The organism is Paracoccus sp. Ld10, from assembly GCF_045064235.1.
GTDB lineage: Bacteria > Pseudomonadota > Alphaproteobacteria > Rhodobacterales > Rhodobacteraceae > Paracoccus.
Window position 1 is genome coordinate 1 of record NZ_JBISHD010000027.1, and the last position, 22,961, is coordinate 22,961.

The 22,961-nt window shown below is 61.9% G+C and carries 24 protein-coding genes; 6 read left to right on the plus strand and 18 right to left on the minus strand.

The features are described 5' to 3' along the window. Positions 1 to 156 precede the first annotated feature (156 nt). From ACJJVR_RS08225 to ACJJVR_RS08250, 6 genes are all read right to left on the minus strand, one after another. Positions 157 to 1,137 carry an aldo/keto reductase gene (locus ACJJVR_RS08225; RefSeq protein ID WP_405403695.1) on the minus strand — a complete coding sequence of 327 codons (981 nt, stop codon included), beginning with the start codon at positions 1,135 to 1,137 and terminating at the stop codon, positions 157 to 159. Between the two features lie 35 nt (positions 1,138 to 1,172). Beyond that, positions 1,173 to 2,408 carry a D-mannonate dehydratase ManD gene (gene manD / locus ACJJVR_RS08230; protein ID WP_405403696.1) on the minus strand — a complete coding sequence of 412 codons (1,236 nt, stop codon included), beginning with the start codon at positions 2,406 to 2,408 and terminating at the stop codon, positions 1,173 to 1,175. Between the two features lie 40 nt (positions 2,409 to 2,448). Continuing rightward, a complete protein-coding gene (locus ACJJVR_RS08235) occupies positions 2,449 to 3,294 on the minus strand; it encodes a sugar phosphate isomerase/epimerase family protein (RefSeq protein WP_405403697.1) in 846 nt (281 codons plus the stop codon). 2 nt (positions 3,295 to 3,296) lie between these two features. Continuing rightward, the gene (locus ACJJVR_RS08240; protein ID WP_405403698.1) at positions 3,297 to 4,181 is read right to left on the minus strand and encodes a carbohydrate ABC transporter permease; all 885 of its coding nucleotides are present in this window, start codon (positions 4,179 to 4,181) and stop codon (positions 3,297 to 3,299) included. Beyond that, entirely contained in the window at positions 4,181 to 5,098 is a 918-nt protein-coding gene (locus ACJJVR_RS08245; protein ID WP_405403700.1) for a carbohydrate ABC transporter permease, read from the minus strand. The genes ACJJVR_RS08240 and ACJJVR_RS08245 overlap by 1 nt, the downstream gene beginning before the upstream one ends. Positions 5,099 to 5,165: 67 nt before the next feature. Further along, positions 5,166 to 6,470, minus strand: coding sequence for an ABC transporter substrate-binding protein (locus ACJJVR_RS08250; RefSeq protein ID WP_405403702.1), 1,305 nt, complete (start codon positions 6,468 to 6,470; stop codon positions 5,166 to 5,168). Positions 6,471 to 6,839: 369 nt separating this feature from the next. Here ACJJVR_RS08250 and ACJJVR_RS08255 point away from each other — a divergent pair, with 369 nt between their 5' ends. Genes ACJJVR_RS08255 through ACJJVR_RS08275 form a run of 5 tightly spaced genes read left to right on the plus strand, consistent with a single transcriptional unit; the run spans position 6,840 to position 11,957 of the window. After that, positions 6,840 to 7,913: a LacI family DNA-binding transcriptional regulator gene (locus ACJJVR_RS08255; RefSeq protein ID WP_405403703.1), complete on the plus strand. Its 1,074-nt coding sequence runs from the start codon at positions 6,840 to 6,842 to the stop codon at positions 7,911 to 7,913. Then, entirely contained in the window at positions 7,910 to 8,647 is a 738-nt protein-coding gene (locus tag ACJJVR_RS08260; protein ID WP_405403705.1) for an SDR family oxidoreductase, read from the plus strand. Before ACJJVR_RS08255 ends, ACJJVR_RS08260 begins: the two co-directional genes overlap by 4 nt. A 9-nt stretch (positions 8,648 to 8,656) precedes the next feature. Continuing rightward, complete coding sequence (locus tag ACJJVR_RS08265) at positions 8,657 to 9,673, plus strand: hydroxyacid dehydrogenase (RefSeq protein WP_405403707.1); 1,017 nt, start codon at positions 8,657 to 8,659, stop codon at positions 9,671 to 9,673. Positions 9,674 to 9,727: 54 nt separating this feature from the next. After that, complete coding sequence (locus tag ACJJVR_RS08270) at positions 9,728 to 10,798, plus strand: ABC transporter ATP-binding protein (RefSeq protein ID WP_405403709.1); 1,071 nt, start codon at positions 9,728 to 9,730, stop codon at positions 10,796 to 10,798. A 25-nt stretch (positions 10,799 to 10,823) separates the two neighbouring features. Next, positions 10,824 to 11,957 carry a Gfo/Idh/MocA family oxidoreductase gene (locus ACJJVR_RS08275; protein ID WP_405403711.1) on the plus strand — a complete coding sequence of 378 codons (1,134 nt, stop codon included), beginning with the start codon at positions 10,824 to 10,826 and terminating at the stop codon, positions 11,955 to 11,957. A 31-nt stretch (positions 11,958 to 11,988) separates the two neighbouring features. Here the strand turns inward: ACJJVR_RS08275 and ACJJVR_RS08280 are convergent, their stop codons facing one another. The 4 genes from ACJJVR_RS08280 to ACJJVR_RS08295 all read right to left on the minus strand — a co-directional run bounded on the left by ACJJVR_RS08280 (position 11,989) and on the right by ACJJVR_RS08295 (position 15,682). Beyond that, positions 11,989 to 12,831: an ABC transporter permease gene (locus ACJJVR_RS08280; protein WP_405403712.1), complete on the minus strand. Its 843-nt coding sequence runs from the start codon at positions 12,829 to 12,831 to the stop codon at positions 11,989 to 11,991. Continuing rightward, complete coding sequence (locus ACJJVR_RS08285; RefSeq protein ID WP_405403714.1) at positions 12,831 to 13,643, minus strand: ABC transporter ATP-binding protein; 813 nt, start codon at positions 13,641 to 13,643, stop codon at positions 12,831 to 12,833. The genes ACJJVR_RS08280 and ACJJVR_RS08285 overlap by 1 nt, the downstream gene beginning before the upstream one ends. Next, positions 13,643 to 14,653 carry an ABC transporter substrate-binding protein gene (locus ACJJVR_RS08290; RefSeq protein ID WP_405403715.1) on the minus strand — a complete coding sequence of 337 codons (1,011 nt, stop codon included), beginning with the start codon at positions 14,651 to 14,653 and terminating at the stop codon, positions 13,643 to 13,645. The genes ACJJVR_RS08285 and ACJJVR_RS08290 overlap by 1 nt, the downstream gene beginning before the upstream one ends. 66 nt (positions 14,654 to 14,719) lie before the next feature. Further along, the gene (locus tag ACJJVR_RS08295; protein WP_405403717.1) at positions 14,720 to 15,682 is read right to left on the minus strand and encodes a fumarylacetoacetate hydrolase family protein; all 963 of its coding nucleotides are present in this window, start codon (positions 15,680 to 15,682) and stop codon (positions 14,720 to 14,722) included. A gap of 76 nt (positions 15,683 to 15,758) precedes the next feature. Between ACJJVR_RS08295 and ACJJVR_RS08300 the strand changes: the two genes are divergently transcribed. Further along, the gene (locus ACJJVR_RS08300; RefSeq protein WP_405403718.1) at positions 15,759 to 16,457 is read left to right on the plus strand and encodes a FadR/GntR family transcriptional regulator; all 699 of its coding nucleotides are present in this window, start codon (positions 15,759 to 15,761) and stop codon (positions 16,455 to 16,457) included. Positions 16,458 to 16,479: 22 nt separating this feature from the next. Here ACJJVR_RS08300 and ACJJVR_RS08305 read toward each other — a convergent pair whose 3' ends face one another. The 8 genes from ACJJVR_RS08305 to ACJJVR_RS08340 form a co-directional block, all read right to left on the minus strand. After that, the gene (locus ACJJVR_RS08305; RefSeq protein WP_405403720.1) at positions 16,480 to 16,716 is read right to left on the minus strand and encodes a hypothetical protein; all 237 of its coding nucleotides are present in this window, start codon (positions 16,714 to 16,716) and stop codon (positions 16,480 to 16,482) included. Between the two features lie 122 nt (positions 16,717 to 16,838). Next, positions 16,839 to 17,024: a hypothetical protein gene (locus tag ACJJVR_RS08310; RefSeq protein ID WP_405403722.1), complete on the minus strand. Its 186-nt coding sequence runs from the start codon at positions 17,022 to 17,024 to the stop codon at positions 16,839 to 16,841. 76 nt (positions 17,025 to 17,100) lie between these two features. Then, a complete protein-coding gene (locus ACJJVR_RS08315) occupies positions 17,101 to 19,149 on the minus strand; it encodes a M10 family metallopeptidase C-terminal domain-containing protein (protein ID WP_405403724.1) in 2,049 nt (682 codons plus the stop codon). A gap of 63 nt (positions 19,150 to 19,212) precedes the next feature. Beyond that, complete coding sequence (locus tag ACJJVR_RS08320; protein ID WP_405403725.1) at positions 19,213 to 19,449, minus strand: hypothetical protein; 237 nt, start codon at positions 19,447 to 19,449, stop codon at positions 19,213 to 19,215. A 229-nt stretch (positions 19,450 to 19,678) separates the two neighbouring features. Then, positions 19,679 to 20,365, minus strand: a complete 687-nt coding sequence (locus ACJJVR_RS08325; RefSeq protein ID WP_405403726.1) for an ABC transporter ATP-binding protein — start codon at positions 20,363 to 20,365, stop codon at positions 19,679 to 19,681. Further along, positions 20,365 to 21,105 (minus strand): ABC transporter ATP-binding protein, encoded by a 741-nt coding sequence (locus ACJJVR_RS08330; protein ID WP_405403728.1) that lies wholly within the window; start codon positions 21,103 to 21,105, stop codon positions 20,365 to 20,367. Before ACJJVR_RS08330 ends, ACJJVR_RS08325 begins: the two co-directional genes overlap by 1 nt. Then, positions 21,102 to 22,046 (minus strand): branched-chain amino acid ABC transporter permease, encoded by a 945-nt coding sequence (locus ACJJVR_RS08335; RefSeq protein WP_405403730.1) that lies wholly within the window; start codon positions 22,044 to 22,046, stop codon positions 21,102 to 21,104. The genes ACJJVR_RS08330 and ACJJVR_RS08335 overlap by 4 nt, the downstream gene beginning before the upstream one ends. Beyond that, positions 22,043 to 22,960, minus strand: coding sequence for a branched-chain amino acid ABC transporter permease (locus ACJJVR_RS08340; RefSeq protein ID WP_405403731.1), 918 nt, complete (start codon positions 22,958 to 22,960; stop codon positions 22,043 to 22,045). The genes ACJJVR_RS08335 and ACJJVR_RS08340 overlap by 4 nt, the downstream gene beginning before the upstream one ends. Between the last annotated feature and the right edge of the window lies 1 nt (position 22,961).

A 22,961-nucleotide genomic window follows, 5' to 3' on the forward strand; every position in this document is an offset into this window, starting at 1 on the left:
CGAGGTCCACATCCGCGTCGCACTCATGAACCGCTTCAACGCACTCGGCACCGCCGAGATCAGGCGCGTGGCATGAGATCAGCGGGGTAAGGGGAGCTCACCTCGAAACGTGAATCCTGTAACAACGTCCACCCCGTCGGAACCGATTGATGGCGCTTATCGGGTGCGGCCCTTGCCCCACATGTCGATATCTGCGCCGAGTTCCCACTTGAGGCGATCGGAGGCTTGGTCAAGGGATGCAAGGATGTCATGCGACAGATCGATATCCAGCATTTTCTTGAGACCGCGGCTCTGTTCGCCATTCCGGGTTCCGACAATGACACCGCCGACGGCATCACGTGACTTTAGCCAGCCGACGGCCAGTTCCTCCATCGAAAGGCCGGTCTGGTCCGTCATCTGCCACAGCGCATCCAGCAGTTCCTGGCCCGCCTCTTCTGCGCCCTCTTCTTTGTGGACGACATCTGCCCATTTGCGGTGGTCGAACATCCGCGTGCGAGCTCGATCCACGGGAAAATCCTGAAGCGAACGGTACTTGCCCGCCAGCAGCCCCTGCATCAGCGAGGAATAACACATGATCGGCACGCCAGCGGCAGCACATTTGGGTTGGACCTCGAACTCGATCGCGCGGAAGAACAGGTGATAGGGCAGCTGATCGACGGCAATGTCGCCAAGCGCCATGGCGTCGTCCAGGTCGTCGGATCCGAAATTGGACACCCCGTACCAACGGATCTTGCCTTGTTCCTTCAGCGTCTTCAGCGCGCCGATGCTGTCCTCCAGCGCGACGTTCCGGTTGGGCCAATGCAGCATGTACAGGTCGATGCGATCGGTGCCCAGGTTTTTCAGACTGCGATCGCAGGCCGCCATGATGTCGTCAGGGGCAAGGTTCTGCGCCCCCACCTTGGACGAGATCACAATCTCGTCGCGCTTGTCACCAAGCGCACGGTTCAACAGCTGTTCGGAATAACCGTTGCCATAGGCCTCGGCGGTGTCGAAAAAATTGATACCCACGTCATAAGCGCCGCGCAGGGCGTCGATGGAGTCCTGTTCTTCCTGTGCGCCAAAAGCCCCCGCGCCGCCCATGCAGCCATAGACGATTTTGGTGGTCTCGAGGTCGGTCTTGCCAAATGTCTGTTTCATCTTCTCACCTTTATTGTGTTGCCGTGGCAGAGCTGTCACCAACTCCAGAGCGTTCCGTCTTCCAGACGGCTGACCGGCAGATAGGACCGTTTGTAGGGATGTTTTTCGGCGGCCGTTTCGTTGAAATCCACGCCAAGGCCGGGGCTGTCGCCAATATGGATCATTCCGTCCGTGATCTTCAAGTCATGGGAAAACACCTCGGCGGATGTCGCGTTCCCGAAGCCTACGAATTCCTGAATGCCGAAATTGGGTGCCCAGATATCCACATGCGACTGCGCGGCAAAGCAGATCGGCGACAGATCCGGTGCGCCATGGGGCGCGATGCGGACATGGAACAGGGCCGCGAAATCCGCGATACGGCGCAGACCCGTGATGCCGCCCGCATGGGTCGCGGCGGTACGAATATAGTCGATCCACTGGTTCTGGATCAGTTCCTTGCAATCCCAGATCGTGTTGTAGATCTCGCCTATGGCCAGCGGTGTCGTGGTGTGTTCGCGGATGATGCGATAGCTTTCCTGGTTTTCCGCCGCTACCGCGTCTTCCAGGAACAACAGGTCGTGGGGTTCCAGCATCTTGCCCAGCTTTGCGGCCTCGATGGGTGTCAGGCGGCTGTGGACATCGTGCAGCAGTTGAATGTCCTGACCGTGACGGGCGCGCGCCTCGCGGAACAACTCCTCGATCGAGTTCATATATTTACGGGTCGACCAAGGATGTTCCGGTGGCAGAGGGCGATCGCTTTGCAGTTCAAAGTAATCCTTTTTGTCGCCCAGTACGCCATAACTGCCGTCAAGGCCGGGCACGGCCGTTTGCAGGCGGATCGCCTGAAAGCCCTGCCCCATCAGTTCCTCGGCGCGGGTCAACGTGTCGTCGATCGTATTGCCAGTGGCATGGGCATAGGTGCCAATGGCCCGACGGCTGCGCCCGCCTAGCAATTCATAGACCGGCAGGTCCGCAGCTTTGCCCTTGATGTCCCACAGCGCCATGTCCACGGCACCCACGCATGCCATGTTGATCGGACCGCGCCGCCAATAGACACCCTTGTAGAGGTACTGCCAGATATCTTCGATATCATGGGCGTTGCGGCCAATCAGGCAAGGCGCAACATGTTCGCGCAGATAGGTCGCCACGGCCATTTCACGGCCGTTCACCGTGGCATCGCCAAGGCCATAGATACCGCTTTCGGTCACGATCTTGACCGTGACAAAGTTTCGCCCCGGGCTGCAAAGGATGACCCTGACATCGGTGATGACCAGATTCCTGCCTGTTCTCATGCTTTCTGCCTTCGTATGGTAATCTCGCAGTCGGGGGCCATCATCCGGCGGCCTGCCCGTAATATTCGTCGCGCAGCATCCGCAGATGGGCCAGGTCGCGGCGCAGAAGCGGTATCACGTCGTCGCCCATCCGCTGGCCGTGCTGGCCCGCTTGTTTGTTGTACTCGGCAGGCATGCAAAAACTGCCTCGAAACCCCCGTGCATGCAGCGACGCCACCAGGTCTCTCCAGTCATATCCGCCATGGTCATGGGTGGTCCAATGCACCGCGTATCGGGCCTGTTCCTCGGGGCCGGTCGTGCGCAGATGGCAGGCGGCTTTGAAGTTCACCAACCCATTCAGATGCGGCCATGCAATATCGACGGCCATTTCCACCGGTTCACCGTCGACGGCGCAATGGGCCATATCCAGCACACCGCAAACAAGGCGGGGATCGTAATCGCCCAGCAGATGCGTCAGTCCCACCGCGCTTGCGACATGCACGCCCGAATGGTTCTGGACGCCGATAGCGACGCCTGCGCGGTCCAGCATCGGCAGCACCTTGTCAAAGTTGCGCCGATATTGGTCGACTGACGCGCGATAGCCGATCCCCATGTCGACGGGCGCACAGATGCGGATCATCCGAACCCCGGCTTCGCCACAGGCAGCGATGGTTGTCTCATCGATATCGGCTGCGATACTGGGGACCGCGAGCCCGTGATCGCCCAGCAGGCGGACGGCATCTGGCAGGTCCTGCGCGACCTTTTCGGGCACGACCTGATATCCCGGCCTGACGGCCAGTTCGACGCCGTCGAACCCCATTTTGGCCAGCTTGGGGGCCAGTGCATCCAGCGGTTCGGTCCAGGGCTTGGTAAAGACCGTGATCTTTGGCGCGTCATCTTGTGTCATGGTCATCCTTTCAGCCCCGTGGTCGCGATCCCGTCGATCAGCTTGCGCTGGAAGATGAAGAACACGATGAACATCGGCACTAGCGACAGCAAAGACATCGCCAGCATCGGCCCCCATGAACTGGACCCTCGGGCGGCTTGCAGCAGGCGCAAACCCTGCGGGACCACGTAATTCTCGATCGAGGTCAGATAGATGAGCGGCGACAGGAAATCCTCATACGTCCACAGGAACGAAAACACCGCCGTGGTCACCAGGGCGGGTGACATCAGCGGCAGGATGATCGCAAAATACACGCGGATCGGTCCTGCCCCGTCGATGGCGGCGGCCTCGTCCAGTTCGCGCGGGATACCGCGGATGAACTGGATCATCAGAAAGATGAAGAATGCCTCGACCGCCAGAAACTTAGGCGTGACGATGGGCAGGATCGTGTTGATCCAGCCGAAGGCGTTGAACAGCACGTATTGCGGGATCAGCGTCGCATGAACCGGCAGCATGATGGTCATCAACATCAGTGCGAACAGCGGCTTCTTGAAGCTAAAATCAAGCCGCGCGAACGCATAGGCCACGAACGAACAGGACAGGCAGTTCCCGATCACCGCCAACGCCGAAATGACAAAGCTGTTCAGAAAGAACGTCTTGAAGGGTGCGGCCACGCCGGCCCAGCCCCGTGCATAGTTTTCCCATTCGAAATGGCGTGGGATGATGCTGGTATCGGAAAAGATGATCCCAGATGGCTTGAACGAACTGACGGCCAGCCAGACCAGCGGATACAGCATGATGATCCCGAACAGGACCAGAAAGACGTGCATCCACAGCCCCGACCGCGCCTTTTTGCCGGCGGCGACGTGGTTGACCTGGAACGCCCCAGGGTTGGTCATGTCGCTCATCAGCCCTCATCCCCGTAATGAACCCAGTATTTCGCCGTTAGGAAGGAAATCGACGTGGCACCTGCAATGATCGCGACCAGCACCCATGCAATGGCAGATGCATAGCCCATCTCAAAATTCGTAAAGGCCTGTTCATACAGATAAAGCGTATAGAACAACGTGGAATCCGCCGGTCCGCCCGTACCGTCCGAAATGATGTAGGACGGTGTAAAGGCCTGGAACGCGCCGATCGTCTGCATGACAAAGTTGAAAAAGATGATCGGCGTCAGCAGCGGAATGGTGACAAAAACGAACTGCTGCATGGGACGCGCGCCATCGATGGCGGCGGCGTCGTACATGTCCTGCGGTATCTGCTTCAGCCCTGCCAGAAAGATGACCATCGGGGCCCCGAACTGCCAGGCCGCCAACAGCACCAGCGTCCCAAGCGCATAGTCGGGATTGGTGATCCAGCTGGGCGCGTCATAGCCCAGGTAGTTCCACAGAAACTGGTTGATGATCCCGTCATAGGAAAAGATCTGGCGCCACATCAGCGCGACCGCAACACTGCCCCCCAGCAGCGATGGCAGATAGAAAACCGAGCGGTAGAAGCCCAACCCGCGCAAACCACGGTTCAGGATCAACGCGATGAACAGCGCAAAACCCAGTTTCAGCGGAACCGAGAACACGACATAGTTCAGCGTGACCATCAGCGACTGGATATAGCGTGGATCGCCGCCCACCAATCGGGCGTAATTGTCCAATCCGGCCCATTCAGGTTTGCTGAACAGGTCATAATCGGTGAATGACAGGTAAAGCGATCCCATGATCGGCCCCAATGTCAAAAGCGTAAACCCGATCAGCCAGGGCGACAGGAACAGGAATGCCACCCCGTTTTGCCGCTTCCTGAGGTTCTTGGTGCTGCGCACGCGTTCCTCCATCGTTGTGGCCCCATGAGCCCCCTGCGCGGACCCCTGCGGCTTGAGCCGACAGGGGTGCATGTGCCCGTCAGTTGCTCAACGCCGACAGTTTTTGTTCGATTTCTGTTGCGACGGATTGCGCAGCGTCCAGTGCAGTGGCGTCACCAAAGGCCACGGCCTCGTTGGCGCGCCGGAACATGCCCCCCAGACCACCGACGCCCGGGCGTCGTGACGGCGCGGGGTCCTCGCGCAGCATCCGCAGATAGGCGACCAGCTTCTTTTCGGCATCAGTGCCGTTGGTCCCGAAGTTTTCAAGACCCGCTGTCGATGCCGGGATCATGCCGCTGCCGTTATAGTAAAGCTCGACCCCCTCGGGATCGAAATGCATGAACCGGATGATGTCGACGCACAGATCCTTGTCGGATGCATTGGCCCAGATCCCGGTTGAGTTGCCGGCATAGTCATAGTGGTGATTGCGCATCTGGTCGCCCTCAAAACCGTTGGGCATCATCATCAGCTCCAATGGGTCGTCCATCAGAGCGCCGATGCCCACGAAACTGTCGGTGGTCTGGACCAGCATCGCAGCCCGTCCGCGCACAATGCCAAGCGAGGCAGAGTTGTCGCCCGCCTGAGCCTGGACATCTGCCGGTGGCGATCCGCCCGCCTGGCGCATGTCCTCCCAATACTGGAACCACTCGGCGAGATCTTCGGGGGCGAAACCGATGGTATGTTCAGGGGTGAACAGCGACTTGCCGCGGGCGCGCAGGAAGATGTCGCAGGGCAGGTTGTTGCCACCGCCATCCTCGACGCCCCAAAAGCCTCGGCCATGTTCCTTGCCAAGCGCGACGGCCGTTTCATGCAGCTGTTCCCACGTATAGAACTTGTCGGGGACAGCAACGCCAACCTCCTCGAATTTGGCGGGATTGTAGAACATGGCCGTTGCGATGGCGTCGTTCGGCATCGCAAAAATCTTGTCGTCATAGGTGCAGGAAAAGACGCTGCCATCCTGGTAACCCGACAAATCGAAGGGATCGGGGATCCAGTCAGTCAGCGGCGTCAGAACACCACGCGCGGCATATTCAGCCAGAAGGTCGACGTTGACGCTGAACATGTCGGGCGCATTGCCACCGGCGGCCTCGGTTGCCAGCTTGTCAGTGAACGACCGAAAGCTGGAAAATTCCGGCATGATCCGCACGTCTGGATTCTTGGCCTGATAGGCCTTCAGAACCTTCAGCGTGGTCGCCAACTGCTCCTCGGATTCGACAAACCCACTGAACCGGATATCCGTAGTGCCCTGCGCTGCCGCCCCGCGCGGCCCGACGTAGAGCGCGAACGCCCCGATGGCCGCCGAGCCCTGCGCCAGGAAATGCCTGCGTGTTCGAGATGTCGTCATCGTCCCCTCCCATGGTTGTGATGCACATGTGCCGCAGCGGACGCACAGACCGACCTCCCTCGGGCACATCCTCCGAATCAAAGCCTAGTGCAACGATACACTCATGTCGAACGATTCTAGCGGGATTCTGCAGAACGTGAAAACTAACGAGCAGGCTCTTGTCGACGATCGGGGTTGGTCCATGCAGCCGTGAATGTGTCATTTGATATATTTAGTAGTTTTATTACAGTAATATACGCGAAACATTAGCGATCCGAAAAACGGCACTGGCAGTTCGATGCATAGTCGGACTAGTCTTGTGTAACGTATTACCTTTGATTTGCGGAACTGCGCCATTCACCATCACGACGATATCAAGGACCAATGCCGATGGCAGGGATCAAGGACGTTGCAAAAAGAGCTGGCGTATCCGTCAGCACCGTTTCGAACGTCATAAATGGCAGACATGCCAAGATGGCCGATCAGACACTTCGTCGGGTTCAGGATGCAATCGCGGACCTGAAATATACGCCGAATGCCGTCGCCCGACAGCTGCAATCAGGCCAGATCCGTACATTGGGGCTGATCGTTCCCTCGGTCGCGAACCCGTTCTGGGGCAACGCCTCGCAGATGATCGAAAAAGAGGCCAAGGCGCGCGGCTATCAGGTGCTGATCTGCAATGCCGAGCGCGACCCCGAGGCCGAGGACAGCTATCTGACCTCGCTCCATGGGTCGGGGATCCGGGGCGTGATCTTAGGATCGTCGCCGGTGTCGCTGGACCATCTGCGCCGGCATGCCGAAAAGGGAATGTGCATTGCGGCCTTTGACCGCAACACCCAAGGCATTCAGGACCTGCTGGCCTGTTCAGTCAGTGTCGATCAGGAAGCCGGCGCACGCATGGCGGCCCGCCATCTGATTGGACAGGGCCATCGGCGCATCGGTTTCATCTCGGGGCCGATTGGCACGGCCAGCCGGATCGCCAGGCTTGAGGGCCTGCGCGTCGAACTGGACCGCGCCGGCCTGCAAATAGGCGATGACCTGCTGTGGCTGGGGCGCACCGCGACCGGCTTTGGCGACAGCCAGGCGGCTGAGCTAGGGCGGTCGGCCATCCGCGAGTTGCTGACCCAGGACGATCCGCCGACGGCCGTTTTTTGCGTAAACGACATGTATGCGATCGGTGCGCTGTCTGGGGCGCGGGAACTGGGTTACCGCGTTCCACAGGATCTGTCCGTGGTGGGGTTCGACGACATCTATCTTGCCAAGGTGATGTCGCCGCCTCTGACGACGGTCCAACAGCCGCTGGAAAAAATGGCGCAGCTGGTGGTCGCAAAGCTGATCCGGTCGCTTGAATCCAAAATCGAGGCCCCTGACCGCAATGTCGAGCTGCGCCCCGAGCTGATCGTCCGATCATCGACCGCTCATCCGAACGAAATCCCCCGCAAACAAAAGGTCATTGCGACATGACAAACATCCAGGACATGACCGGGCGCACCATCCTGATCGCCGGGGCCACCAGTGGCATGGGCCATTCAACCGCCGTGGCGGCGGCGGCGGCGGGCGCGAACCTGATCCTGTTGGGGCGAAACGCCGACCGCATGAGCGACGTTGTGGCGCAGATCGCGGAAATGGGGCCGGGCCGCGTCGATGCGATCCTGGCCGATGCTGCTGACGCCCCTGCCCTGTCGCAGGCCTTGGCGGGTCACGCGGACCTGCTGGCAGGGGTCGATACGTTGGTAAATTTCATCGGCATCAACATCGCCCGCCGTTCGTTTGACGAACTTAGTCAGGACAGCTGGTCGGGGATGATCGACGCGAACCTGAACGCGGCCTTTAACCTGGCCAAGGTGGTGGTGCCGGTACTGCGCGATCGCGGGGGCGGTCTTCTGATCAATATATCATCGACCGCGGCGCGGCGCCCCGACCCATCGGGGGCCGCCTATCAGGCGACCAAGGCGGGCGTGATGGCCATGACCCATGCGATCATGGAGGAGGAATGGCAGAACGGCATCCGTGCCACCGTGATCCTGCCGGGCATGACGGACACGCCGCTGCTGGAGAAGCGCCCCTCACCGCCGACCCCCGACATGCGGGCGCGTGCACTGCAACCGCAGGACGTGGCCGATGCATGCATGTTCGTGATGCGTCTTCCGCCACGCGCACATGTCCCGGAACTGACCATTCAACCGTCGAAACGCTGAGGGGGCCCAATGACCGCTGATCGAACGCTGCCCAAGGTTCCCATCCTGATGCCCCAGATCATGCGTCTCCGCGTGATGCCCCCTCCCGTCATGGATGCGCTGTCGCTTTTTGCGACTCCGGTGCTCGTCCCCGACGACGCGCTTGCCGGCGATCTTGCACCCTGGTTGCGTGACGCCCCCGCCGCGATCACCGGCTGGCGCAGCCCGGTCATTCCGGCCGCCGCACTGACACCGCATGGCAGTTTGGGCCTTGTGTCGCATTCGGCAGGCTCTGTCCGCCGATTGGGCATCGACGACGCGCTGCAATCGGGCGCGATACGCGTCAGCCACGCCGCCCCCGTCATCGCAAGGGCCGTGGCCGAATTTACGCTGACACAGATGCTGGCACATCTGCGCCGTCATCGCGATATGGATGCGGGCCTGCGCGACGACACGGGCTGGGACCCACTGCGCGACGGCAAGCTGGGCGGTCTGTTGGCGGCGCAGCAGGTCGGCATCGTGGGGTTGGGCTATGTCGGACGGCTGGTGCTGGACCTGCTGCGCCCGTTTGGCTGCCGGATCGCGGCATACGACCCGCTGCTGAACCCCGATCAAGCGCGGGCGATTGGCGTGACCCCGATGGACCTGGACACGCTGTTTCGGGAATGCAGCATCGTCACGCTGCATGCGGCGGATCTGCCCGCGACCAAGGGCATGATTACCGGCACCTACCTGCAATCCATGCCCGATGGCGGCCTGTTGGTGAACACCGCTCGCGCGGGACTGATCCAGCCAGGGGCGATGGTCGCGGCGCTGCGTCAGGGGCGGATCTTTGCCGCGCTGGACACATTCGATGCCGAACCCCTGCCGATGACAGACGAATTGCGCGATATGCCCAACGTCTATCTTTCGCCTCATTGCGCAGGTCACACGCGCGATACCTATGTGATGCAAGGGTTGTCCGCAGTCGAGGAGGTTCGCCGCTTTCTGGCTGGTCAGCCTCTGCTTCAGGAAATTAGACCGGAACGGGCCGCGCAGCTTGCCTGAGGAGGACAAGCCGACCCGACATGCGTTGAAAATGCATTAGAAAAGGGAGGGAACATGGCTTCTGTTGAGATTACCGGCCTGAAAAAGGCCTTTGGTGCCGTCGAGGTCATCCACGGCATCGACCTCAAGATCGAGGATGGCGAATTCGTGGCCCTCGTCGGACCGTCGGGATGTGGCAAATCCACCCTGCTGCGCATCATATCGGGGCTGGAACCCGCCAGCGACGGCGAGATCAGGATAGACGGCAAGATCGTCAACCACATGACCCCCCGCGAACGCAACATCGCAATGGTGTTTCAGAACTATGCGCTTTATCCGCATATGACCGTGGCGCGGAACATGGGCTTCAACCTGAAACTGTCGGGGCTGGGGCGCAAGGAAATCGACGCCAAGGTCGAAGACGTCGCCCGCCTGCTGGAACTGGACAAGCTGTTAGACCGCAAGCCTGGTCAGCTGTCGGGCGGCCAACGTCAGCGCGTCGCCATGGGCCGGGCCATCGTGCGCGATCCGGCCGCGTTCCTGTTCGACGAGCCGCTATCCAACCTGGATGCCAAGCTGCGCGTTCAGATGCGGTCGGAGATCAAGACGTTACACCAGCGGGTCAAGACGACTTCGATCTATGTCACTCATGACCAGATCGAAGCGATGACATTGGCCGACCGCGTCGTGATCCTCAGCGGTGGCACGATCGAACAGGTCGGCCGCCCGATCGAGCTGTACAACAAGCCTGACAACCTGTTCGTCGCGGGCTTTATCGGCACGCCGTCGATCAACATGGCAGACGCGGTCATCGTCAATTCCGATACCGGCCCGACAGCGCAGCTGACCGGGGGACAGGTTTTGCCACTTGGGGCCGGTCATACGCTACGTGAAGGGCAGCCTGTCGTCGTCGGCCTGCGCCCTGAACATCTGAGGCTGGGGCCGGGTGCGGCCATGCTGCCCGGCCGCATCACATTGGTCGAACCGACCGGCGCGCAGACCCATGTCACTTTCGACATGGAAAGCATCACCATGATGGCCGTGCTGGAAGGGGGGCTGGATCTACAAGCGGGGCAGGATATCCAAGTGTCGATCGATCCCGACCAGATCCACGTCTTCGACAAGGCCAGCGGGCAGCGCGCGTGAATCCGATGGGACCGATGCAGGGGGAATGGAATTGAAGGTACTTATCGCAGGAACGGGCTTTGCCGCCGAAGGTCACGCACAGGCATTTCGTGCGGCGGGCGCTGAAATCACGGGCATTGTGGGGCGCACCCCCCATGTGGTGGCCGAGGTCGCGCAAAAGCTGAGCATTCCTCATGCCGGCACCGATTGGCAGCACGCGCTGAGAGAATGCCTGCCCGACATCGTGTCCATCGCGACACCCGGTGGGGCGCATTATGAACCGATCAAACAGGCGATCGCCCATGGTGCGCATGTCTTTTGCGACAAGCCGATGACCGCGACCAGCGACACCGCGATCGAATTGCATCGCCTTGCCCAGCAGGCGGGCGTCAAGACCGCCTACGCCGCCAGTTTCCGCTATGCTCCCGGCGTGCTTCACGCGAAAAAACTGGTGGCCGAAGGAGTGATAGGTGAACCCACCGAGGTCGAGTGCATATCGCATTTCAATCTGGAACGCGGCATTCCCTTTGGATGGTCGCATCGCCGCGAAGATGGCGGCGGGCGGCTGAACAACAATTTCACCCATACGCTGTCCATCGTGACTTCGGTTCTGGGCGACCGCATCTTGTCGGTGATGGGCGAGGTGCGCGACGATCTGGGCCGGGCGCCTATCGTCTCGGGTGTCCATAACTTTGCCACCCGCCGCGATTTCATGCCTACGGATCTGAACGACCCGTCCCTGGAATGGGGCAAAAGTGATGTCGAGTGGTCCTATACAGTGCTGGCCCGGATCGAAAGCCAGAAGGCGTCCAAGCCGGTCTCGGTCCTGTTCAAGCATGGCGGCCTGGTCCCCCGCTTTCACGAGGATCACATCGTCTTTTATGGCCGCGAGGGCGCAATTTATATCGAAGGCCATTACGGCAGCGGCCAGCTGCATCTGTTCGACAGGTCCGGCCAGTGGCGTGCCCTGCCCCTGCCGGATGATGTCGCCGCCCGGATCCCCGCCATCAAGGGCGAGACCGAGCAGTGCTGGCACTATCTTGCCCGCGAATTCATCCGCGATATTCTCGGTGAGGCGCATGAGGCCTATCCCACCTTCCGGGAGGGGGCCGAATACCAGCAGATCATCGACATGATCCGAAGCGAGGGCAACTGGACCAAGGTTGCCGAGCCTGCCTGACACATGGCCGCTATGGGCTCGCCAACCGAGCCTATTCGCCCATGGCGCGTTCCTTGTGCCAGAAAATCAGCACGCGCTGCGCCCAAGCCGTCGCCGCGAACAGCGCCAGCCCGATCAAGCTCAGAAAGAGGATCAGCGAAAACACCCGTGGCGTGTTCAGCTGGGATGCAGCCACACGGATCAGTTCGCCGAACCCGTTGCCACCGCCTAGAAACTCGCCCGTGATGGCACCTGCCATGACGCCGACCGACCCGATCTTGAGGCCGGTGAATATCTGCGGCAGCCCGGTCGGGATCTTCATTTTGTAAAGCGTCTGCCACCGCGACGCGCCCATGGTCTTGAACAGCATCCGGGCATTTGCATCGGGCGCATGCAGCCCCGCCGCCGTGCCCACGACAATTGGAAAGGTGGCGATGAATGCGGCCAATGCCACCTTGCTGTCGATGTCAAAGCCCAGCCAAGCGACGAACAGCGGCGCAAAAGCCACCTTGGGCATCGTGTCGATCGCCACCAGATAGGGCATCAATGCGCGCTCTCCAAAGGACGTCTCGCCCACGATGATGCCAAGGGTCAGACCGATGGTTATGGCCAGCGCGTATCCGTAAAGCACGGTCTTGACCGTCGTCCACAGCGACACGGCCATGTAATCGCCCGACAGGATGTTGCGACCCACGAAGATCATGTCATACAACGTCTCCAGCGGCGTCGGCAGGATGATCGGGGGCACCAGGTCGGACATCGTCAGCATCTGCCAGATGCCGATAAAGACCACGGCGACGAAGATAAGCTGGACCGGGCGTGGAATGTAATCGATAAAGCTGACTTTTTCCTGCCAGACGGTATCGGTGACCTGTTGGCTGTCCATATCGGTCATCAGAAATCCCCCTTATCCAGACGGGTGCGGATGCGCTCGACCAGCGCGCCAAATCTGGGCGTGGTGATCATGTCCAGCGTGCGGGGCCGGGGAAGGTCGATTTCGATCACCTCGGCGATGCGACCGGGGCGCGGGGCCAGAACATAGACATGGTCCGATAGGATCACCGCCTCCGCGATGGAATGCGTGACCAGAAAGGCCGTTGCGTTGGTTCCCATGCAGATGCGCTGCAGTTCCATATTCATGAAATCACGGGAAATCTCATCCAGCGCGGAAAACGGCTCGTCCAGCAAAATCATGTCGGGTTCGGTGACCAGCATTCGACAGATCGCCGCGCGTTGTGCCATGCCGCCCGACAATTCGTTTGGGTAGACGGTCTCGAACCCCTCCAAGCCGACCAGCTTCAGCAATGCCGCGCCGCGGTCGCGGGCCTTGCGGGCGGCAGCCTTGCCGTCGCGGATCTCAATCGGCAGCAGCACGTTTTCCAGCGTCGTGCGCCATGGAAACAGGGTCGCTTGCTGAAACATCATGCCGATATCGCGGCGCGGGCCCATCACGGGCTCACCGTTGATCGTCACCCGACCGGCGGAAGGCGGGGTCAGTCCCGCCATGATCTTGAGCAGGGTCGATTTCCCGCAGCCCGACGACCCGATCACTGATGAAAAGCTGCCACGGTGCAGGGATAGCGATATCCCCTCCAGCGCGTGGACACGGTTGCGGGCATAGGTCTTGCCTACACCCGTCAGTTCATAGACCGTCCGTGCATCAGGCGATCCGCGCAACGGCGCCACCTTTCTCGCAAGCGCGGCCATCACTCCATCTCCGCGCTGATCTGCTCGACGAACTGGTTGGTAAAGACCGCGTCCAGATCGTCCAACGGTTCGGACAGGTCACCATTGGCGATCAGGCTGTCCTGCCATTCCGACCAGACGGCGGCCGGAATATAGCCATAGCTGGAATCCGGATCGATTGGGATGGATTTGGAGCGCACAGCGGTGAACAGCGCTGACGCAAAGTCGCGATCCTCGATTTCCTGCGGGAAACCGGCGGCAAAGTGATCAAGGCTGGTTTCGCGGTTCGCCTCGTCCATAGCAAAGATCATGCCGCGATGAACGCCGCGCAAGAATTTCTGGACCAGTTCGGGGTCGGTCTGGATTGTCTCGTTCATGGTGACAATGCCATTGCCGAAAAAGCGCGCGAACTCGTCCGGGGTCAAGTCGCGCAACGCGACGCCGCGCTGGACCAGGGTGGCGGCATCTGCGACCGATGCAGAGTATGCGGCGATTTCGTCGCGCAGGAAAGCCGCCGTGGCAGGGCCGCCATCACCCACTGTCATCAGGGTATAGTCATCGCCGGCCTCAAGGCCCGACCCGCTCATGACGTTACGGGCAAAGCCGACCTCGGCGCCGTCGGCGGTGCCCGATCCGATCACCTGTCCCGCAAGGTCTTTGGGCGTCTGATAGGGGCTGTCTTCCTGAACCATCAGGCCGAAATTGGCGCGCGCGGCGGTGTTGTAGATAAAGACCGCATCCACCCCCCGAGACCGCGCCGTCAACAGGGGACCGGGGCCTGGGCGCCCGAAATCGGCCTGACCGGCAGCCAACGCCTGCAGGACCGAACCCGATCCGTTCACGGTCTCGACGTTGACCTCGATACCCTCCTCGGCGAAATATCCCTCGCCAATGGCGATAAATACGGGAAACGAGTTGATGGCCGATGCGCTTGGCTGCGCGAATGTGACCTGTTGCATATCATCGGCCATGGCGCCCGTGGCCGTCATGGCAATCACGGCGGCGGTGCACAGAATTCTGGTCGTGAACATGGTTTTCCTCCCTTTTGGCTGTATGGTCTGTCGATTGCGCCTCCTCCGCGCGGTCGGCAGGCTGGTTCAGGCGACGCTGCGCTTTGACTGGACCTCTTGTTGCATGGTGTTGGTCAAGCGCCCGATCCCGTCGATCTCACAGGTCACGCTGTCGCCGTCGCGCAGATATTGGGGCGGGTCCATCGCATAGCCCACACCCGAGGGCGTCCCGGTGGCGATAATATCGCCCGGTTCCAGCGTCATCCCCGCCGAAAGCGAGGCGATCAGCGTCGGGATGTCGAACACCATGTCGCGGGTATTGCCGTCCTGGCGGATCTCACCATTGACGGAACAGCGAATGCCGAGGTCATGGGGATCGCCGATCTGATCGGCTGTGACAATCCACGGCCCCATTGGGGCGGAACCGTCCAGACCCTTGCCCTTGAAATACTGCCCACCATGCAGGCGCTGGATGTCACGCGCGCTGATATCGTTCAGGATGGTATAGCCGAAAACGTGGTCCATCGCGTTCTCGCGCGAAATATCACGGCCGGACTTTCCAATGATGACCGCCAGCTCTACCTCGTAATCGATGTTCGTGGAAACATGCGGAAAGATCGGTATCACCCCGTCAGGATCCGTGATCGCGGTGGGGGGCTTGGTAAAATAGACCGGCACTTCGGTCACGCCGACATCGCGCTTTTGCGCACGATCCCCTTCGGCGATATGTTCCATATAATTGCGCCCGACACAGAAGATGTTCTTTGCAGGTGCCGGGATCGGGGCGGCAAGGGTGTATTGCCCCGCAGGCACCATCCGCAGGTCCGACAGATTCCCGACCCGTCCGCCCGCGATCACATCCATGACCGACATGCCGATCAGATAGGCGTTGCCGTCATCCGTGATCACGGCCCCTTGCAGATCGCGCCCCATCCTGATTGTCGCCAATTGCATCATACCCTCCATGGCAAAACTGTGCTTGGTCCCCAACTTAGACAGGTTCAGTGTGGACACGGCAAAACCAATCCTTGCATTGGTTTCAATTTGCATGCTGGATGCAGATGCGACTCTGACGAAATTGTGGCGATCGTGCTGTTTTTTCGCGCCAGGAGATTTGGAGAAACCAATGGCCGAATTGGTCAAGACATTGCACAATGGGCGAACCGCAGGCTTGGTCCAGCAACTGCGTCGCTTTCTGACCCAGGGAGGTTTTTCGCACAGCGATCGCTTGCCGCCGGAACGCGCGCTGATCGCGACCTTTGGTGTTTCACGATCAGAATTGCGCAAGGCGCTGGACGTGCTGGAGGGGGACGGCCTGATCTGGCGCCATGTCGGACGCGGCACGTTCGTGGGTGCGCGGCCGGTTCACAACCTTGGCGACCTGACCTATCTGCGCGATCTGGCGCGGCCCGTCCAACTGCTGGAAGCCCGCACCGCCATCGAGCCTGAAATCGCAAGGCTTGCCGCATTGCACGCGACCCCCTTTTATCATGAAAGGCTGCGACATTGGGCCGATCGGGCAAGGCAGGCCGCCGATTGGCGCATCTATGAGGCGGCGGACACGAACCTGCACAACGCGATTGCCCAAGCTGCGCATAACAAGCTGTTGATGCATCTGTTCAACGAATTGAACACCGTGAAACGCGCCGTTTTATGGAATGTCGAACGAAAATCGCCTTGCCCACCCCGGGACCATTTCGCCTTTCCCGAACATGACGCGATCATTGATGCCATCATTCGCCGTGATCCCGACACCGCCGGGCGGCAGATGGAGTTGCATCTTGCCTCGGTCCGAAACAACCTGCCCAAAGGCGCCACCAGATAGCGGGTTCAAGACCCCGTCAGCGTCATTTCCAGCAGCTTCGCGATCCTGATATCAAAGCTGACGGTCCGCTCGCAGCCGCCCCCCGGCCCACCAGTGCCACCATCTGATCGACAAAACCGGGACCGCCATGGCGATAGCGCTTGGCCGCAACGGCGACACGGTCGGCAATCCCCAAAGTCAGTTCGCGGGCCTCCAACAGACCGTCCAGCGTCTCGCAGATATCGGCACGGCCCACTTCATAGATGAAGAAAATACCCAATTCCCTGTTCGTAGTGGGCGTGAGCAGGGGGAAGCCTGTTCAGTTTGCTAATCGCCAAATGACCGCCTATTGCGCAACTGGCAGGCTTGGGCGGCGCGGTACGAGGAGAAGACGGTTGCGGCTCATCTTTGTGCCATTCGCCAGTCCGAGGTCTTTTGCGGCCATAAATCCTTCGCGTTCGTGACAATCGACGATGCTCCCGCTTGGTTGATCGCCAGCGCGATGGTGCCCAGCACCAGAACGAACAGCGCTCCCGCTTCGGCAAAACCCAGTCCGGGGCGCGGTGTCAGGGTCTGTGCATAGGCCATGGCAGGCCCCTGTCATTGATGCCGGCGGGCAGATCGACCCGGTGGTGCGTGATATGCAAACCCAGCCTGCGCCCGGTCACAACAGGAAGCTGTCGGCATCCAGTTGCAGCCTGCCTGTCAGGCGGATCAACATGTCCGGCAGGCGGTCGCCGTCCACGTCGATCAGGATGCGGGTCATGCCGCCAGAATGGTCCCACCGCACGGACCCGTCACTGGAAAACAGCCTGTTTCCGACGAAATCCACATCCAACGCGCGCAGGTCGATCACGTCCTGATCGGGGTTGAAATCGACGATCACATCGGACCGTGCCACGGTACTGTCGGCAGCAGAAAAGAACCGGAACGTGTCAGCCCCCAGCCCGCCCGCCATCGCATCGGCACCCAGTCCGCCGACCATCGTGTCGTTGCCCGGTTGGCCGAACAGGCGGTCATTGCCCCAGCCGCCATCAACGATGTCGTTGCCCCATCCCCCCTCTGCACGGTCGTTGCCGGCGCCCGCGCGGATCGTGTCAAAGCCCGTGTTGCCTTGGATCAGGTCGTCGCCGGCACCGGCCAGTATGAGGTCGGCACCGTCATTGCCGTACAGGCTATCGCGTCCCGCCCCCGCGGTCAGGGTGTCGTTGCCGTAGCCGCCCGCCATCGCGTTGTCGCCGTACAGGTCGGTCAGCGTATCATTGCCCTGGTTTCCGGACAGCCGGTCGGCCCCGACATCCCCAAACAACGTGTCATTCCCCAGACCGCCATGCAGAATGTCGTTGCCCCATCCGCCCGACAGGCGATCGTTTCCGCCCATGCCACGCAGCACATTGGCAAATGCGTTGCCGTGAACCGCATCGTTGCCAGACCCGGCGACATAACCCTCGATCACCGTGTTATGGGCAATCTGCAGATTGCCCCGCAGGCCATAAATGTCGGACGCCGCCCCGGCGCGCAGATCGACCCGCTGCGCCTGCCCGTCGTTGCCGAAGTTCAGCATGTCATAGCCGCCCGCGTCATAGATGGTCATCGCCACCGCACGGGCATCCTGGACGGTGGGCTGCCCCGCCCCGTTATGGGCCAAAAAGACGCGCCCCAGCCAGCTGTTCCCCAAGGTGTGGCCGACACCATAGACTGTGTTGCCCGCCGTCAGCGACCCCGCACCGGCGGCACCGTACAGGCGCTGGATGGCAATGATGTCGGCGGGCATCAACGATGCAGCATAGGCAAGGCTTGCCGCGATGTTCGGGTTCTCGTCCTGCGCGAAATAGGACATCACTGACGCTTGCCAGCTGTCGTTCATGAAACGCGCGTCGTCAGCAAAGCTGCCGCTGCCGTTGTAAGGCCCCTGATGGCCAAGGCCCAATGCGTGACCGATCTCATGGACATAGGTCTGGTACGAATAGGTGCCGATGCCCGTGCCGTTCCGCATGATCCAATCGGTGTCGACATTGACCGACGACCGGATGATCTGCCCGTCCATCATGGTCGCTTGGGCAAAAGCCCCTTCCTGATCATCGTCAAAGGTGATGTCGGCATTGCCGCTGCGCTGGACGAACCGCAGATCGGCAACCGCGGACCAGGCCTGCATCGCATCGCGTGCCAATGCCCGCCCCTGGGCCGTCAGACCACTGAAATCATAGGTGATGATACTGTCGCGTGATGTGTCGAACGACCGCGGGGCCTGCCCGGTTTCGGCCCAGAAACCGTCGGTCAGATAGGTGGCCAGTTCTGCCATCGGTGCGGGCTGCGGGGGACGCGCTTCGGCCACGACCAGCTGATAGCTGCCTGTGCCAGAGGAATACGCACCTGCGTTCGCGTAATAGGTGCCGGTCTGAAGGGGCGTCACGGTGATCAGGCTGTTGTACCCCGGCCCGCCGTCGTCATCCATGTCGACCAGCCCGCCGTCAGGGCCGCGCAGTTCCAGCAACGGGTCTGCCAGGCTGATACCGTTCAATTCGATCCGATAGGTCGTCCCGGCCTCCAGCCGGACGGCCACCCAATCATCGTCCTCGGAATAGCCTATCGTTCCGTTGAACACATCCCCGGGCGCCATGCGATACGGTGTGGCCCGGCCGGCCGGCGCATCTGTCGTTTCGCGCAGCGTCGCGCGAAGAACGTCAACAGTGGTGCCGGCAAACTCTGCCATCGGGCAAAATTTGTCAGAGGGACGCAGTTGGGCACAGATCTGGCACATGCAGTCGGCTCTTTCCTAATCGGGCAACCCGTAGCGCAGCAGATCGCGGGCAAATCTGGTGAAATCGTCGGGTTGCAGGGTCCGGTCCATGACGTTGAAATCCATCCGGGCACCAGGTTGGTCGCCCTGGCCCGTCACGCGGTCCAGTTGGGCCGACACCGTCGCAGGCCCCGTCGCCAAGACCCGCAGTCTAAGGCCACCGCCCGGTGCCTCGGCGCGCAGTGCGGCGCACAGCGCATCGGCCTGCGCCATGTCGACGCCTTTTTCCGGTACGCATCGAACGCCCGAGACATCGGTCCCGCCATTGGCATCGACACTGCACGCGGCCACCATAAGTGGCGCGAAAGCCAAACCAAGCGTCAAGATACGCGCAAAGCGCCGCATGCAGGGGTTCCTGATGAAAAACGCGGCACAGGTGGTCCGCAATGTGGTGTCACAATACGCCCCCGCGACCCCACAGGTAAAGAGGTTTGCCAGCCGCTCAGACGCCCAGATAGCCCTCTACCACCGTTGGATCCTTCAAAAGCTGTGCATTGCTGCCCGACCAGACCGTGCGCCCCTTTTCGATGACGATATGCCGATCGGCAACGCGGGTCAGCGCGGAGAGGTTCTTATCCACGATCAGAATCGCCTCTCCCTGTGATTTCAGGCGGGTCAGGCAGGACCAGATCTCGTCCCGGATCAGCGGGGCCAGGCCCTCTGTCGCCTCGTCCAGCACGGTCAGACGCGGGTTGGTCATCAGCGCGCGGCCGATGGCCAGCATCTGCTGTTCGCCCCCCGACAGCTGGCTGCCCTTGTGGCCCATGCGTTCGCCCAGACGCGGAAACAGGTCCAGAACGCGGGCCATCGTCCAGGGCCCAGGGCGCGCAGTGGCCAGCAGGTTTTCCCGCACGTCCAGCGTGGGAAAGACCTGCCGTCCCTCGGGGACCAGCCCCAGCCCGGCGCGCGCAACCCGGTGCGGCGCGGCCCGTGTCATGTCGCGCCCGTCAATGGTCACACGCCCCGCGAGGGTGGGCAGCAGGCCGAATATCGTGCTGATCGTCGTGGTCTTGCCCATGCCGTTGCGGCCCAGCAGGGTCACGACCTGTCCAGCCTCTACCGACAGATGGATGTCGTGCAGGACCTGCGCCTCTCCGTATCCGGCCTGCAGCCCATCGACGACCAGCATCACGCGTCCCCCAGATAGGCGGCGCGCACGGCCCGGTCGGCGCGGACCTGTTCGGGCGTTCCCGTCGCGATGATCCGGCCATAGACCAGCACGCTGATCCGGTCGGCCAGCGCGAACACCGCATCCATGTCATGTTCGATCAGCACCAGCGTCACCTGCCCCTTGAGGTCCGCCATGACCTGAACCAGACGCTCGGCCTCGGCCCCGCTGGTCCCGGCCAGCGGTTCGTCCAGCAACAGCATCCGCGGCCGCGTGGCCAGGGCGATGGCCAGTTCCAGCGCGCGCTTCTCTCCGTGCGACAGGCTGCCTGCACGGGTCTGGGCGCGGTCGGACAGGCCGACGCGAGCCAGCGCCTCCAGCGCCTGCGCATTCAGGTCCGCGTCCCGCGCGACGGGCGCAAAGAACCGGAAACTGCTGCCCGCATGCGCCTGCACGGCGGTAGCGACATTCTCCAGCACGGTGAAACCGGGCAGGATCGAGGTGATCTGGAAACTGCGCGACATGCCCGCCCGCACCCGCGCAGGCATGGACCGGCCCATCATCTGAGCCCCCGCAAAGCGCACGGACCCGGCATCGGATCCCACCTGCCCCGACAGCTGTGCGATCAGCGTGGATTTGCCCGCACCGTTCGGGCCGATGATGGCGTGCAGCGCGCCCTCGGCAACATCCAGGTCCAGATCGTCGGTGACCGTCAGCGCGCCATAGGATTTGCGCAACCCGCGCACGGACAACAGGCTCATTTCCCGCGCCCTTGGAACAGCCCGGTCAGCCCGTCGCGCGAAAACAGCACGACGAGGATCAAAAGCGTGCCAAAGATCAGCCGCCAGTGGTCGGTGAACAGGGCCAGCCACTCTTCCAGCAGCAGCGCCAGCGTGGCCCCGGCAATGGCGCCCAAAAGGTTGCCGACGCCGCCCAGCACGACCATCACCACCAGTTCCCCCGACCGGTGCCAGTTCATATAGGCCGGAGAGACAAAGCTGGCCTGATTGGCCAGCACAACCCCCGCGATCGCCGTCATCGCGCCGGACATGACGAATGCGGTCAGCTGGAACCGGAACGGGGTGAAACCCACCGCCTGCATCCGCACCGGATTTTCCCGCGCGCCTGTCAGCACGCGCCCGAACCGCGACCCGGTGATCGCCACGCACAGCAGGTACAGCCCCGCCAGCATCGCCAGCGCCGCGTAGTACAGTGCCCGGTCATCGGCCAGCCACGGCTGCCCCAGCACCGTGGACCGCGCCGCCAGCGTCACCCCGTCATCGCCGCCATAGGCCGACAGCGACACAAAGAAGAAATAGGCCATCTGCGCAAAGGCCAGCGTGATCATGATGAAATAAATGCCCCGCGTGCGCAGGCTGATCGCCCCGGTCACCAGCGCGAATGCCGACCCCGCCACCACCGCCGCGCCCAGATGCGCGCCCAGATCGGTGATGCCCGCGCGGGACAGGATCGCCACCGCATAGGCACCGATCCCCAGATAGGCCGCGTGGCCGAAACTCACCATGCCGCCATAGCCCAGGATCAGGTCCAGCGCCAAGGCGGCGATGGCGAATGCCAGAATGCGTGTCGCCACCACCACCAGATAGGGATCGCCCGTCAACGCCGCGATCAGCGGCAGCGCCGCGAACCCGCCAAAGATCGCCCACGCCGCGACCCGGCGGCGCATCAACCAGCGCGTCATGGCCGCGCCCCGAACAGCCCCTGCGGGCGGGCGGCCAGGATCGCGGCCATCAGCACATAGACCAGCATCGGCGCCAGCACGCGCCCGGTCTGGGCGGCGGCGGACGGCTCCATCACCGCGCGCAGGATGATCGGGCCAAAGCTGCGGCCAAGCGTGTCGACGATGCCCACCAGCAGCGCGCCGGCGAACGCGCCCTTGATCGACCCGATGCCGCCGATGACGATCACCACAAAGGTCAGGATCAGCACGCTTTCCCCCATGCCCGGATCGACCGACAGAATGGGGGCCACCATCGCCCCCGCGAACCCCGCCAGCATCGCGCCGAATGCAAAGATCACCGTGAACAGCCGCCCGATATCGACGCCCAAAGCGCCGACCATCGCGCGATTGCTGGCGCCTGCGCGCAGCTGCATGCCGATGCGGGTGCGCGTGATGACCAGCCACAGCCCCACGGCCACCGCCAGCCCCGCCCCGATCACCACCAGCCGGAACACCGGATAGCGCAGCGCACCCACCAGCGGCACCGATCCCGACAGCGCGTCGGGCGGCAGCACCGACAGCGGCGACTGGCCCCAGATGATCTTGACCAGTTCGGTCACCACCATGACCAGCCCGAACGTCGCCAGAACCTGATCCAGATGCGGCCGGTCATAGAGCCTGCGAAAGATCAACGCCTCGAGCACCAGCCCGATGACCAGCGTCGCGGGCAGGGTCAACGCCAGCCCCAGCGCGTAACTGCCGGTCAGGCCCGCGAACATGACCACCAGATAGGCGCCGACCATATAGTTCACGCCATGCGCCAGGTTCACGAAATCCATGATTCCAAAGACCAGCGTCAGCCCGGCGGCGATCAGGAACAAAAGGACCCCCAGCTGCACCCCGTTCAGCAGCTGCAGCAGGAACAGGCTGGTCATC